The 13,451-nt window shown below is 65.6% G+C and carries 14 protein-coding genes; 4 read left to right on the top strand and 10 right to left on the bottom strand.

Annotated features, from left to right (window positions below; translation table 11 throughout):
- Position 1: 1 nt before the first annotated feature.
- Genes H7J86_RS15085 through H7J86_RS15065 form a run of 5 tightly spaced genes read right to left on the bottom strand, consistent with a single transcriptional unit; the run spans position 2 to position 5,279 of the window.
- A complete protein-coding gene (locus H7J86_RS15085) occupies positions 2–1,414 on the bottom strand; it encodes an amidase (RefSeq protein ID WP_267291865.1) in 1,413 nt (470 codons plus the stop codon).
- Positions 1,411–2,658: a M20 family metallo-hydrolase gene (locus H7J86_RS15080; RefSeq protein ID WP_267291863.1), complete on the bottom strand. Its 1,248-nt coding sequence runs from the start codon at positions 2,656–2,658 to the stop codon at positions 1,411–1,413. Before H7J86_RS15080 ends, H7J86_RS15085 begins: the two co-directional genes overlap by 4 nt.
- On the bottom strand, positions 2,655–4,211 hold the full coding sequence (locus H7J86_RS15075; RefSeq protein WP_267291861.1) for a sodium:solute symporter family protein: 1,557 nt from the start codon (positions 4,209–4,211) through the stop codon (positions 2,655–2,657). The genes H7J86_RS15080 and H7J86_RS15075 overlap by 4 nt, the downstream gene beginning before the upstream one ends.
- A 1-nt stretch (position 4,212) precedes the next feature.
- Entirely contained in the window at positions 4,213–4,491 is a 279-nt protein-coding gene (locus H7J86_RS15070; RefSeq protein ID WP_090364878.1) for a hypothetical protein, read from the bottom strand.
- Positions 4,488–5,279 (bottom strand): inositol monophosphatase family protein, encoded by a 792-nt coding sequence (locus H7J86_RS15065; protein WP_267291859.1) that lies wholly within the window; start codon positions 5,277–5,279, stop codon positions 4,488–4,490. Before H7J86_RS15065 ends, H7J86_RS15070 begins: the two co-directional genes overlap by 4 nt.
- 163 nt (positions 5,280–5,442) lie before the next feature.
- Here H7J86_RS15065 and H7J86_RS15060 point away from each other — a divergent pair, with 163 nt between their 5' ends.
- On the top strand, positions 5,443–6,216 hold the full coding sequence (locus H7J86_RS15060; RefSeq protein ID WP_267291857.1) for a GntR family transcriptional regulator: 774 nt from the start codon (positions 5,443–5,445) through the stop codon (positions 6,214–6,216).
- Here H7J86_RS15060 and H7J86_RS15055 read toward each other — a convergent pair.
- Positions 6,204–6,374 carry a hypothetical protein gene (locus H7J86_RS15055; protein ID WP_267291855.1) on the bottom strand — a complete coding sequence of 57 codons (171 nt, stop codon included), beginning with the start codon at positions 6,372–6,374 and terminating at the stop codon, positions 6,204–6,206. The genes H7J86_RS15060 and H7J86_RS15055 overlap by 13 nt on opposite strands.
- A 103-nt stretch (positions 6,375–6,477) precedes the next feature.
- A complete protein-coding gene (locus tag H7J86_RS15050; RefSeq protein WP_267291853.1) occupies positions 6,478–7,380 on the bottom strand; it encodes a leucine-rich repeat domain-containing protein in 903 nt (300 codons plus the stop codon).
- Positions 7,381–9,534: 2,154 nt separating this feature from the next.
- On the opposite strand from H7J86_RS15050, the gene H7J86_RS15045 reads away from it, so the two are divergent.
- Entirely contained in the window at positions 9,535–9,684 is a 150-nt protein-coding gene (locus H7J86_RS15045; protein ID WP_267291851.1) for a hypothetical protein, read from the top strand.
- Positions 9,685–9,702: 18 nt separating this feature from the next.
- The gene (locus H7J86_RS15040; protein ID WP_267291850.1) at positions 9,703–9,894 is read left to right on the top strand and encodes a hypothetical protein; all 192 of its coding nucleotides are present in this window, start codon (positions 9,703–9,705) and stop codon (positions 9,892–9,894) included.
- Between the two features lie 662 nt (positions 9,895–10,556).
- Here H7J86_RS15040 and H7J86_RS15035 read toward each other — a convergent pair.
- The 3 genes from H7J86_RS15035 to H7J86_RS15025 form a co-directional block, all read right to left on the bottom strand.
- Positions 10,557–11,030, bottom strand: a complete 474-nt coding sequence (locus tag H7J86_RS15035) for a MerR family transcriptional regulator (RefSeq protein ID WP_267291849.1) — start codon at positions 11,028–11,030, stop codon at positions 10,557–10,559.
- Between the two features lie 8 nt (positions 11,031–11,038).
- Positions 11,039–11,911 (bottom strand): SDR family NAD(P)-dependent oxidoreductase, encoded by an 873-nt coding sequence (locus tag H7J86_RS15030; protein WP_267291848.1) that lies wholly within the window; start codon positions 11,909–11,911, stop codon positions 11,039–11,041.
- A gap of 87 nt (positions 11,912–11,998) precedes the next feature.
- Complete coding sequence (locus H7J86_RS15025) at positions 11,999–12,631, bottom strand: TetR/AcrR family transcriptional regulator (protein ID WP_267291846.1); 633 nt, start codon at positions 12,629–12,631, stop codon at positions 11,999–12,001.
- Between H7J86_RS15025 and H7J86_RS15020 the strand changes: the two genes are divergently transcribed.
- Positions 12,620–13,165 (top strand): hypothetical protein, encoded by a 546-nt coding sequence (locus tag H7J86_RS15020; RefSeq protein ID WP_267291844.1) that lies wholly within the window; start codon positions 12,620–12,622, stop codon positions 13,163–13,165. The genes H7J86_RS15025 and H7J86_RS15020 overlap by 12 nt on opposite strands.
- Positions 13,166–13,451 lie beyond the last annotated feature (286 nt).

Below are 13,451 nucleotides of genomic sequence, written 5' to 3'. Positions count from 1 at the left end.
GTCAGCTACCTCCTCCGGTGGAAACGGCCGCGGCGGGCGCAGGCCAGACGATGTTGACGGGACGGTTGCACTCAAGCCATTTCGTCAGTCGCAACACCTCGCGGTCTGCGAAGCGTGGACCGATCACCTGGATACCGACCGGCATACCGGCGCTCATACCGAAGCACAGCGCGCTGGCCGGTTGCGCGGTCTGGTTGAACCACGCGGTGAAGCCGCAGTGCGCCAGCGGATATGCCCGGTCCAGACCGCAGTCCTCCGCGGCGAATCCCACCACCGGTATGACCGGTGCGATGACGTAGTCGAATGACGCGCAGGCGACCCGCATCCGCTCGGCCGAGCGGGCGACCGCCTCACTGTCGCGGGCGAAGTCGGTGGCGCGGTATCCGGTGCCGGGAGCGCACCACTGCCGGATCGCCTGATGCACCAGGGGGCGCAGATCGACACGGATCGACTCAAGCTCAGTCGCCGCGCGCACCTGGAACAGCCGATCCAGGGCAGGGTAGGGGTCATCGGAGAACACCGGTGGCATCGCCGACACCTCGGCGCCGGCCTCGCCCAACACCGCGGCTGCATCCCCGACCACCGACAGCACCCGATCGTCGGCGCCGAACCCGGCACCCAGGTCGGTGAGCACACCGATGCGAAGACCTCTGGGCGACAAAGCCTCCCGGGAATCCGGTGACGTCTCGGGTGCCAGGCTCCACAGGTCACGGGCGTCCGGCCGGCTCAGCACCTCGAACATGTCCATCACCTCGTCGACGGTGCGACCCATCGGCCCGGCGGAGCGCATCGTCGACGGCGCAGTGTGCGGTATCCGGCCCTGGGTGGGTTTGAGAGCCACCAGGCCGCAGTGCCCGGCGGGCAGCCGGACCGACCCCGCGATATCACTGCCGACGGCACCAAACCCGATACCGGCTGCCAGCGCGGCGCCGGCACCGGAGCTGGACCCACCGGTGCTGCGCGAAGTGTCCCACGGATTGCGGGTGATGCCGTACAACGAGCTGACACCGGCGGCCATCATGCCGAAGTCGGGCATGGTGGTCTTACCGAGGATGACGGCACCGGCCTCTTTGAGCCGGGCAGCCGGCGGGGCGTCGACGCCAGCGTCGGGCAGGTCCGCATTGGCGGCGCAGCCGTGCCGCCACGGCATCCCGGTCGCCTGCACGCTGTCCTTGATGGTGACGGGCACGCCATCCAACGGGCTCAGCGGCGTGCCGTCGGCCCAGCGTCGCGCCGAAGCCTGCGCCGCGGCGTGCGCCCCCGCGGTGTCCAGGTAGGCCATGGCGTTGACGGCCGGATTGCGGGCTTCGACGCGCGCCAGCGTCAACTCCAAGACTTCTACCGGACTCGCTGTGCCGCTGCGGTATTCGTCGCGCAGGGCATCGGCGTGTGCGTCCAGGATCGAATCGCTCATGTGAGTACGGCCGCCTCGAGGGCTCCGGTCACCAGCTGCCGCGCGGTGGCCGTCAGCATGCGCAGGCCGGCCAGCAGGTGAGCATCGGTGCTGTACTCGTTCTCGTTGTGGGATACGCCGTCGACGCTGGGCACGAACAGCATGACCGTCGGCACCAGCGACTTGAGGTTCACCGAATCATGCCCGGCCATCGTCGGTAGCGTCCGCCACCGCAGTCCGAGCTCATCGGCGATGCCACCGGCCAGGGCGACCCCGGCCTCCTGATAGCGGGTGGAGGGTCGCAGGGCCGCCGATTCGATCTCGATGCGAACCTCGCCGGCCCCGGTGATCGCCGAAACGCGTTGCAGGAAAGACCGGTGCGCGGCTTCGACGGTTTCACCGTCGAGGGTGCGCAGATCCGCCGCCAGCCGGACCCGCGCCGGCACCACCACGGGAGAGTTCGGCTCGACGGTGAAGCTGCCGACCGAGCCGAGCACCGTGTCGGGGCCGAACTCGTCGGCGACGGCCCGGACCGCCAGCACCACCTGACTGGCACCCACCAGCGCGTCACGCCGGTAGCGCATATGCGTCGCGCCGGTGTGGGCCTGCTCACCGTGCACGGTGATGGCGTACTTGTAGGCCGCCCAGTTCTCGGTCACCACCCCGATATCGAGGTCTTGGTCGATCAGCGTGCGGCCCTGCTCGATGTGGATCTCGGCGAAGGCGCCGGCCTGCGGCGGCATATCACCGCCGTGGAAACCGATGGATTGCAACGCTTCCCGTACCGTGACGCCGTCTTTTCCGACGGTGTCGAGGACGGCGCCGGCGGCCAGCTTGCCGGTGTACACCGCGCTGCCCATCAGGCTCGGCGAGAAGCGCGAGCCCTCCTCGTTGAACCAGTTCACCGCCGCGACGTTGAAGCGTGCCCCCTCGGGCCGGCTCGCGGCCGCGGCCGCCGCATACGCCCCGGCCAGCACCCCGTAGGCGCCGTCGAAACGACCGGATGTCGGTTGACTGTCGAGATGTGAGCCGAGCAGGACGTACGGTGCGCCCGCGACGATGTCGGCGCAGCCGTACATGTTGCCGACGGCGTCGACACGGCAGTCCAGCCCGTGTTCGATGAACCAGTCGCGCAACCACTCCCGGGCCCGCCCGTCGGCGGCGGTGGCCGCTTCCCGGTCCACCCCGCCTGCCGCGGTCGCGCCGATCGCCGACAGGGCGGCGAAATCGGCGAGAAACGCGGAGTCGGTCAGGCCTGAGGTCATCGGGTCTCTTCGGCCAGCTCGTGCACCTGGTCCTCCAGCGATACCGGCGCAGTGGGCGCCGCGATCCGCATCTTGGTCTTGGCGGCTTCGAACATCTCGTTGACCCGGGCCTTGTCGGCATCGTCGGTGCCGATCAGCGCGGCGGCGGCGAGGAAGACGGCCAGGTTGACCACCAACCCGACGATACCGCCGGTCAGGCTGCCCAGCCAGCGCACGTCGTCGGGGTAGATCCAGGTCATGACCATCGCGACCAGGAAGCCCGAGAGCATTCCGGCGACCGCGCCCTGCTTGTTGCCGCCCCGCCAGAAGATGCCCAGGAACAGCGGCACCGCCAGCTGGATCACGCCTTGATAAGAGATCTGGGCCAGCAGCTGCAGCCGGGTCATGTTGAACGTGGCGTAGGCGACGACACCCGCGGCGATCATGAAGACCAACATCGAGGTCTTGGCGACCTGGGTCAGCCGCTTATCCGACAGCGGCCGCTTCGTGGTGTTGACCAGGTCGTTGGCGATCTGCAGACCGCATACCTGCACGCTGCCGTCGATGTGGCCCATGGAGGCCGCGAACACGATGGTGATGCCCAGGCCGAGCAGCCAGGTGCCGCCGTAGTCGCTCATGATGGTGAACCAACCGGCCTGCGGGTTCGCGCCGACGTCGGGCATGACGGTTGCGGCGATACCCACCAGCATCAGCAGGGTGTAGAAGACACCGGAGATCAGCACCGTGCACAAGGTGCCCGATTTCACCGACCGCACGCTGGAGGCGGTGTAGATGCGCTGGAAACTTGTTGGCCAGCGAAGGGAGCCGACCACGCCGGTGAAGATCAAGGCGAAAATGTAGAGCGGTCCGTACTTGTCGCCGTCGCCGGGCAGGACGAGGTACTTGTCCGCGACGTCGTTCAAGTCGCCAATGCTGATCGGGCTGCCCGCGATCCCGGACAGCAGCACCACGCACAGGATGGCGGAGAAGACGTAGGCGACGGTGCCCTGGAAGGCGTCGGTCATGATCAGGCCGCGCATGCCCATCCGGACGGTCCAGTACTGCCGGATGAGGATCACGGCGAGACCCACGATCAAGCAGGTGGTAACCGACCATGCGCCATCGCTGGCGAGCTCGAATACCGTTCCCAGAGCTTGCATTCCGAGAACGACCCAGGGAAACAGCGACACGATGCCGATCACGCTGGCGATGATGCGCACCGCGGGGGAGTCGAAGCGCTTGCCCAGCAGGTCGGGCTGTGACCGTAGGTCGTACTTCTTGCCCCAGCGCCAGGCGCGGGTGGCCATGAAGTACATCATCGCGACGCCGAGGCTCGAATACGCCAGGCCGTACAGGCCGAAGACGCCGGCGCCGGTTGCTAGTCCGAAGAAGGCGATGAACGTGGACCCCGGCCACCACGAGTTGACGTAGCTCATGGCCACATACCAGGGTCCGTAGCTGCGACCGCCGACGGCGTACTCGTCGAACGTGGGTGCGGTCTTTTGCTGTGTCACATAGAGAATGGCGATGACGATGGCGTAGAACACCGCCAGCATGGCGAGCATGATCCACATGTCAGCCTCCGAGGCCTTCTGCGAGGGGTTCCAGCGAGTCGTCGTCGAGTTCGCCGCGGATGTCTTCAACGATGTAGAAAGCCGTCAGGGTCAGCCCAAGCACGAGGGCGTCGATCACCCAGTACATGATTGCGAACGGGATGCCGAGGACGTCGAATCTGCTGCCACTGCCCCACAGATACAACGGCGGAAAGAGTGCGAACAGTAGCGCGACGGCATAGAGGCTGCCGAAGAAGATGACGACCGACCGGCGGCTGAGCCCGCGGATGAAATCTTTCACAATGGAATTCCTTGTCGCTCGGGGGTTTCGGAGCCCACATGAGACAACAGCGTGTCGTGCAGGAGACCGTTGCTGGCGATTCCGTTGCCGGCGTCGAATACCCGTCGACTGTCGAGACTGGTGAAACGGCCGCCGGCTTCCTCGATGATGACCGGCATCGGTGCCAGGTCGTAGGGTTGCGCTCGGTAGTCCACCACGGCGTCGGCGTGTCCGCAGGCCACCATTGCGTATCCGAACGCGTCCCCCCAGGTGCGCAGCACGGCACCCTGGGTGTGCAGGCCGTCGATGATCTCGGAATCCCAGTCCTCCAGCCAGGTGGCCATCACGTACGCACCGTCGAGGGCGTCATGCCGCGAAACTCGGGCCGGCGTGCCGTTCCGCCAGCACCCGCCGCCCCGCTCGGCGTGCACCAATGTGTTGGCGCTGGGCAGGTTGATCAGGCCGAAGACGATCTCGTCACCCTCCTGAACGGCGATGAGATTGGCATACAGCGGTACGCCGCGGATGAAAGATTTGGTTCCGTCGATCGGGTCGACGATCCAGCGATAGGCCGAGGTGCCCTGGGTGTCGGGGTATTCCTCGCCGGTGAAACTGTCCGCGGGAAACGCGTCGGCCACCGCCTCGCGCATCGCCAACTCGATTTCGCGATCGGCCCGGGTGATCGGCGATCCATCGGTCTTGGCATGGACCGAGAGGTCCGGCGCGGCGAAGTACCGGCGGGATATCTCGCCCGCGACCTCGGCCAGCTCGAGGGCGAGCCGGACACGATCAGCACGGTTGTCGCTCACACGTAACACCCTTGGGATGAACCATTTCTGGTTCATCGGGCCGCATGTAAATGTTGCGTAACACGTCAGGCGCCGATCTTTACACCGCGAACACGCAGGCAAGACGTGTCCGGGCTAGCCTGGCATACGGTCGCCGCGCGGGTATCGCAGGAAGGGGCACGTCATGCTCGTGCACGAGCAAGCGCATGAGGCATTGCGCCGGCTGGCGGACGAGTTCGCCGAGCGCGGCGAGTACCGGTTGCCGACCGAGCGTGCGCTTGCCGAACGTCTGGGAATGTCGCGGACCACGGTGCGCCGGGCACTTGATCTGCTTGAACGCGAGCACCGGATCCGTCGGGTCAAGGGCCGCGCGGGCGGTGCCTACCTGACCGATGTGACCAAACGTGACGCCTCACCGCAGGCGGCCCGGCCGTTCTGCCAGTCGCACAGCATCGTGCGTAGCTTGAACACGGTGAAAGGAATCCCGGAGATCCTGCACGATCAGGGCTTTCGAGATGGCACCACGGTCATTCGCGCCGGATTGTCACCGGCGCAGGCGGCTATCGGTTCGGCACTGGGCGTCGGGGAGGGCGAGCCGGTGGTGTCACTGCTGCGGTTGCGGCATGTCGACGGGGAGACGCTGTCGCTGGAGCAGATGTACCTGCGGCCCGAATTGGCCGGCCTGCTGCGCACCGGGATGACCTCGGTCTACCGCACATTGCGGGCGCAGTTCGGGGTGCAGATCTGTGTCGCCGACGAGTCCATCGAGGTGGCCAGCGTCTCCAGCGCAGAAGGGGAGTTGCTCGGCCGACCCGCCGGCACGCCGGTCCTGAAACTGGAGCGCCGGGGTTTCGACCAGCACGGCCGTGCCTTCGAGTACTCCGTCGACCTGTTCCGCGCCGACCGCACCCGCCTGCACGTGCGGACTCAGTCGCCGGTGACCGCTCACGCCATGTGATGCTGCTGATCCGGGTGCGTGTCAGTGAATCGGGCCGACGATAGGCCCTGGCCCGACAGTAGTGCGGTCACCTTGTTGCGTGTGGCGTCGAGATCGCGCAGTTGACCTTCGATATCGCTCAACGTCTCGCGGTTCACCACGGCCGCCTGCGCGCACATGTCCACATCGTCACCGCTGATGCATGGCAACACTTTTCGGATGAACGAGTACCCGAGACATTCGGGAGACCCAAACGAGACAACGCGCGAGATGCTTGCTTGCTTACTGATCCCAGAAGGGTCGTCGGCCCTGAGCGATCCAGGTTTTCCAGGTGGCTTCCCAAGCTTGGGGATCGATGCTGGCCAGGTTGGTGACTGCGAGCTCGGTCAGGTTGGGGGCTGTCAAGACTGGGCGGGTGTCTGAGAGTTTTTTGAGGTCGTCTATGACGAGTTCGGTGAGTTGGGTCAGCGCCGACATGTCGGGCAAATTAGCGACTTCCTTGAGGTGGTACAGCCGAAGTGCACGCAGCGAGGTGAGGTGCGATATCGGACTGAGGTCGGCGAGTCCACTAACTTTGAAGAACGCCAACGTTTCCAGCGCGGTGTCGGCAATGGCACTGATATCGGTGATGCTGCCGAGGTTCATCGTGAACGAACGCAGGCTGCGGGGAAGGAAGTCCAAGCCTGGCAGTTTTCGGGCGGAGCCCAGGCTCAATGTAGTGAGATTCGGCAACGACTCGAGAGCGCTCAGGTCCCGAGTCTGCCCGTCTAGCATCAGGTATTCCAGCTTGTCCAACTCACCGACCACCTGCACAGACATCCGCGTGGGCGATTTGTAGATTCGGAGCTCGGTACATGCGTCGAGATGGCGCAATCCATCTAGTGATTTCAGGTAGAACATGTCGCATGTGAACCGTTTCAGCTTCGGAAAGAACCGGAGAAATTCCAGATCCGTGATCTCGCGCTCCACTGACGGCTCCTCGCTCCAACTCGCAGGTCCCAGCTGCATGGCGAACAGCTTCTTGTCCGGGTAATCCGCGATGAAGTCGGAGAGAGCTTGAAAGTCAGCATCAGTTAGTGGTTCCTCGAACGAAACTCCAGGTGACTCCGCTGGAAGCGGCGCCAGCATATCGGGTGTCAACGGCGAAGCGACGCTGCGGAATGCGTTCGGGTTCTCGATTTGCACTGTTTGAGACTTTCAAGGTCGGTCAGGGACGGCATCGCCCGCCACGGGGGACAAAGTCATGTGGGGCCCTACCTCTAGCCCTGAGCTGGCACGGATTTCTTCTTACACGTACTTACCTCGGGCGCGGGTGGTTGACCTTGCTCTTTTTCTTCTTAGGCTTCTTCTTCTGCCCGCTCTTCTTGCCGCTTGCGTTGTCTCCGGCGCGTGATGTGGTGCCGTCGCCGTTGGACTGCCTAGCCCGAGCGATCGCGTTGTCACGGTGTTGGTCGGCGCGTGACCGAGCTTGTTGTTGCGCTTGCTCGTTCCGTTCGGCAGCTTGAGGTCGGATGTTTGGCGAGCGGATCACACCATCAGCTGGCTCACCACCATTCTCCCGAATGAACCTTTGGATGTTCCGCGTGGACCTTCTCCCAGATTCCTCCTGGGCAGCTTCCCATTCTTCGGGTGTCTTAGTACTTTTGCCAGCCGGGCCGTTGCAGCCGATGCAGAGGATTTTGGTGTCTTCGCCATTCTTGCCGCCGGTACCACCGGCAGACCTTGGAGTCTGATCGTGATCGAACTGGGCCCGGTTGGGCGGGATCTTGTCCCCCTTCTCCAGCGTGCCCTCCTGGCGATACACCCGCTGCCCACACGCCGGGTTCTCACAGTAAAGATTCCTGCCGGGATTGCTCGCCACTCGATCCTCGGTGACAACGTCTTTCACTCTCGGTGAAATCGTTCCGCCCGTAGGCTTGGGCGCCACATTTGGAACCGGGAGATCAGGCCCCGGTGGCGCATTCGGTGCTTTCGGAGTCCCTACGCCGGGCAGGGGTGGTTTGGCTGCAGCCGGTGCCCCAGCGATGTCGTTGGCCAGCTGCGTGGGCGGGGTGGGGGCTTCGGTGGCGGTGTCGATGACCTTTTTGGCGGCGTTGGCGAGGTCATCGGCGTGGGTGGCCAGTTCTTCGGTGGCCTTTTCGGCGACCTCTTTGACCGCGGCCTTCGCCGCGCCTTGTGGGGTGACCATCGACGCCACCCCCAGTACCGTGGACCNGTTGGCGAGGTCATCGGCGTGGGTGGCCAGTTCTTCGGTGGCCTTTTCGGCGACCTCTTTGACCGCGGCCTTCGCCGCGCCTTGTGGGGTGACCATCGACGCCACCCCCAGTACCGTGGACCAGGTACCGAGGGCTTGGTTGTCGGGCATCGCCGCGGCGGCGATGTCGACCCCTGCTGAGGCGAGGTTGACCGCGGAGCTGGCGATCATCGCCGCCCCAGCCGGCCCGCCGACCCCGGTCAGTGCGAGGGCGACCCCGCCGACCAGNGGCATCGCCGCGGCGGCGATGTCGACCCCTGCTGAGGCGAGGTTGACCGCGGAGCTGGCGATCATCGCCGCCCCAGCCGGCCCGCCGACCCCGGTCAGTGCGAGGGCGACCCCGCCGACCAGAACCGCGGATTGCAAGGGGTTGTTCTTCACGAACGTCCCGACCGCGGTGGCACCGGCCACCGTGGCCGACGCGGCGGTAGTGACCGCATCCCCGACCGCGCTGGCAGCNCTGCTGATGGTGGAGGTGATCGAGTCGAACAATCCGGTCGGCAGCGGTGCCCCACTCAGGCCGCCGACATGCAGGGGCGGGTCCACATAGACCGGCCATGCGGTGTCGGGGCGGGGAGGGCATCGCCGCGGCGGCGATGTCGACCCCTGCTGAGGCGAGGTTGACCGCGGAGCTGGCGATCATCGCCGCCCCAGCCGGCCCGCCGACCCCGGTCAGTGCGAGGGCGACCCCGCCGACCAGNACCGCGGATTGCAAGGGGTTGTTCTTCACGAACGTCCCGACCGCGGTGGCACCGGCCACCGTGGCCGACGCGGCGGTAGTGACCGCATCCCCGACCGCGCTGGCAGCNCTGCTGATGGTGGAGGTGATCGAGTCGAACAATCCGGTCGGCAGCGGTGCCCCACTCAGGCCGCCGACATGCAGGGGCGGGTCCACATAGACCGGCCATGCGGTGTCGGGGCGGGGATCGATCACCTCGGCCAACGCATACAGCTGCGGGGCGACCTTTTTGACCACATACGACGACGGGACGAGTTTGCCTGTGGCGTCGCGGGTTTCGGCCGGGGCGAACATGCCGACGGTCTCGGCGGTCGGGGTGGCCCGGTTGATGGTCAGGTAGCCGTTGGTGTGGGCCAGCATCACCGTATCGGCCGGGGTGCGCACGAAGGTGGTGACCATCCGCACCCCACCAGGAGTGTTGATGCGGGCCACCGTGCGGGTCCCGGTGGCGGTGTTCTCGGCCAGCATGTCGAACCCGGCCCCGGTATCGGGGTAGACCACCTGCCCACCGCTGGTGTGCTGGGCAGCACCCAAACCTGCGGGCAGCACCACCTGCACCGGCCCGGCCGCAGTGTTCGAGGTCAACCCGGCAACAGGGTCGGTCGGCAAGCCCGCCGACCGCTGCCCCGCCGTCAACGCCGAATCGGTCGCGGTGACGGTGCTGGATCCACTGAATGCGGCCAACGCGGCATCGGCGAATCCTTGAGCCAGCGACACCGACCCCGCACCGGCACCGGGCCGGTCACGGTCAGAAAGCCAGTGCACCCCACCCACGGTGAGCGCCACCGTGACGATCAACGCGAAGCTGACCTGCCACCACCGACCGATACTCCACCCCGACCGGTCACCCGGCAGAAAATCCCCCACGACCATTCCCCCCACATCAGATCCCCGGCCCGTCAGCTACGACGAGCATCTGCAAGGTGTAGTCGGGAACCAACCCCGAAACCGAACGGTGATCTAGCCCACAGCAACAATCTCGGCGATCCCGCCCGATACTGCGCAGCGCACACTCACCCGTCACGGACACGGAAGATCCCAGTACAACCCCGATGGCGCACCCTCACATATACGCGACTGGAATGTCAATCCCGTAAGAGTAGTGGCTATCGGGCAACCTTCCATGCGCAGAGCTCAGGCATCTCGCCGACGCGGGCCGCACTGCACGGAGCAACGGATCGCGGGGAGGCGCGGTCACACCGATCGGTGGGAGAACTCGCACACGGTGATGGCGTTGCGCTGATCGGCCTTCTCACCGCAGTCGCCAAGAACGGTCATCCGGTGTGCCGAATGTGAAGCAAAGAGTCGGCGATCAATGACCTGATTTGGGGCCGCAGGGCCCGGGCGCGGTGAGGGACCGATCCGCAGTTAGCCCGTGTCACCGGTGGTGCCGCCATAAGTGGTGATCTTGTACTCGGTGGCGGCGAGGGAGAGGGTGAGTTCGCGGATCTGGCGGCGGATGGTGTCACGATGTTCGAGGAGCATGTCGAGGCGTTCAGGTACGGTCTGATCGCCGCCGTCGACGAGCGAGATGTAGTGCTGCAGATCGCGGATTGCCATGCCGGACAACCGCATCCGGGTGAGGAAGACGAGTCGGCGCACTGCCTCCGGTCGGTAGCTGCGATGCCCGCTGCTGTCGCGGTCAACCTCGACCAGGCCGGCGCGTTCGTAATAGCGCAGGGTGTGCACGGAGACGTCGAGCAGGGCGGCGACTTCGGCGATGGACATCGGCTCGCTGAGATCACCGGTGTCAGCAAGCCGATGGATCACTTCGACCGACATCGGACCGTCGATCTCACCGAGTGAGGCGAGCGCCCTGGTCATCAGGTCGTCGGTGGACATACCCGATCCTAGATCGGACGGACCGAGGTGGCGGCGTCGGCGAAGTCGGCGCTGCGCGCCAGCTCGGCCCATTGTCCGACCCCGTCCAGACCGCGTTGGTAGGTGGCCGTAAGCCGCTCGACGGCCTCGGCGCCCAGCGGCAGCCGGAGGGGGACTTCCGCGGAGTGGGCCAGGGAGACGATGATCTGCGCGGCCTTGACGGGGTCGCCTTCCTGGTTCCCGTCCGCACCAGACATATCGGCTCGCACATCGGCCAGTATCTCGCGGTAGGTCTGCGAGGTATCGGCGAAGTCGAGCACGTCGGCGGCGTTGAAGGCAGTACGAAATCGGCTGGGCTCCACCAGCATCACGCGGATCCCGAACGGCGCGACCTCTCCGGCCAAGGCCTCTGACCATCCCTCCAACGCGAACTTCGACGCCGAATAGGTCGAGACTCCCGGGAAGGACATCCGGCCGCCCTGGCTGCTCATCTGCACGATCGTCCCGCTTCCCTGCGCCCGCATGACCGGCAACGCCGCGCGCACCAGGGCGGCGGGACCGAACAGGTGCAGATCCATCAGGTCGCGCAGCTGGGTATCGGTGACTTCCTCCGCGGCGCCGACGATGGCGCGGCCGGCATTGTTCACCACGACGTCCAACCGGCCAAAGTGTTCGACCGCCACCTGGACGAGGCCCGCGGCCGCGGTGGTGTCTCGAGCGTCGAATGCCACGCATTTGACTTGTCCGCCATAGCTGTTCGTCAGATCGGCGATGCTGTCGGGGTTACGCACTGCGGCCACGACGTGATCTCCCGCGGCAAGGGCAGCCTCGGTCAAGGCACGACCAAGTCCCTTCGATGCTCCGGTGATGATCCAGGTCTGCGATGGCGTCGGTGTTGTCATAACCGCGACGTTAGGAGTTCGAGCGCGCTCGAACGCAACACAGGATCTGCGCCCGCTCCCTTCTCCAGAGACGGAAGAGGGGTCGGGTCAGGGCGCGACGGGCGCCGGTTGCGGCAGAGGATGGGCGCCGTCAGTGCGTAACCCATCGAAGATGATGGCCAGATACCGTTGCCACAGCAGCGGCGGTGGGGCTGCAAGGTTTTCGACGATGTGGATGGGTGCGCACATCATGAGGAAGACGTCGGCCTCGGTGATGTCTGCTCTGATGGCGCCCGACGTGCGCGCTCGGCCAACCAACGTTTTGAGGTGCTTGTGCAGCACATCGCGAACCTCGGTGACCCTCGGGTCGCCGGCGCTGGCTGACTGCAGGAACGTCAGATCGTGCCGTTGGCGTTGGTCGGCCGCGATGGTCAGGAACTCCAGTAACGCGGCGCCCGCGTCCGGCGAGTCGGCCAGCCCCCGCGCGGCCTCTGCCAGCACGGCGATGTGCCCACACACAATGGCGGCGACCAGATCCTCTTTCGTCGGGAAGTGTCGGAACACGGTTCCCTTCGCCACCCCGGCCCGGCGGGCGATATCGGCCACCGACGCCGATGCGCCCCGTTCGGCGAACTCGTCCTCGGCCGCGGCCAACAACAACGCGCGGTTGCGTGCTGCGTCCGCGCGGGTGGGTCGATCACTGGTAGTCCCTACCTCCTCGTCCACGATGTGCTCAACCACGTCGACCAACGTACGGGCAAGTCCTACGGGCCGTGGCGCACCATGCACGTGCCTGTACCAGACAAGCTCTGGCTAGCCCCCGAAGCGGCCGAGCGAAAGGGCGGGCAGTTCCTGCTCAACGCCTCGAACCAAATTGCAAGCGCAGCGGGCGATCCCCTCCCCTTCACTCCGCTGCAGGACCTCATCAACGTCAAGCAGCTTGCCCTACGCACCTACGCCATCCGCTCCAACGACTTCAAGGCCAACCTCGCGGCCAGGACCACGTCCGAGGCGATCCAAACCGAATACCGACTGGCCCGCTTCCCGCGATTCATATGGGTTGTAGAAGCCATCGACCGGCAGCTACGCAAAGCAGGCAAACCCTGCGTCGTGGGCGAAGCGGTGCTCGACGCAACGTCATCGGACCACGACCCACAGGAAATCGCGCTACACATCCATGGCGTGATGTGGCTACAGCAAACCAACGGCAACATCCGGTTCCCCATCACCGGAGACGCGCAGCCGCATAACAGTGGGGACATCGGTACTCCCTGACCGCTGCCCTCGCAGAAGAGGAGGGCGGCGTCAACGCAACGCTACCCCGAGGCTCAAGGCACCGTACTTCGGTTACCTGTGCTTGCGACCTGAGGAAGGCAGGCCACCACTGACGGTACGAACGCTTAATTCGCCCTGGCTCGGAAGAGGCGCTGCGTGTTTCTGTATGGTCGAGACGACCGGACGGATCGCGCCATCGTCGTGTGGGTCGAATCCTCCCGGACACCGGCTTTCATTGTTCCAACGGATGTGGCCGCCTTCGCCTCGATAGTGCGGGCGCAGACTC

Source organism: Mycobacterium hackensackense (genome assembly GCF_025822555.1).
Lineage (GTDB): Bacteria > Actinomycetota > Actinomycetes > Mycobacteriales > Mycobacteriaceae > Mycobacterium > Mycobacterium fluoranthenivorans.
This window is presented reverse-complemented; position numbering and strand designations above follow the sequence as displayed.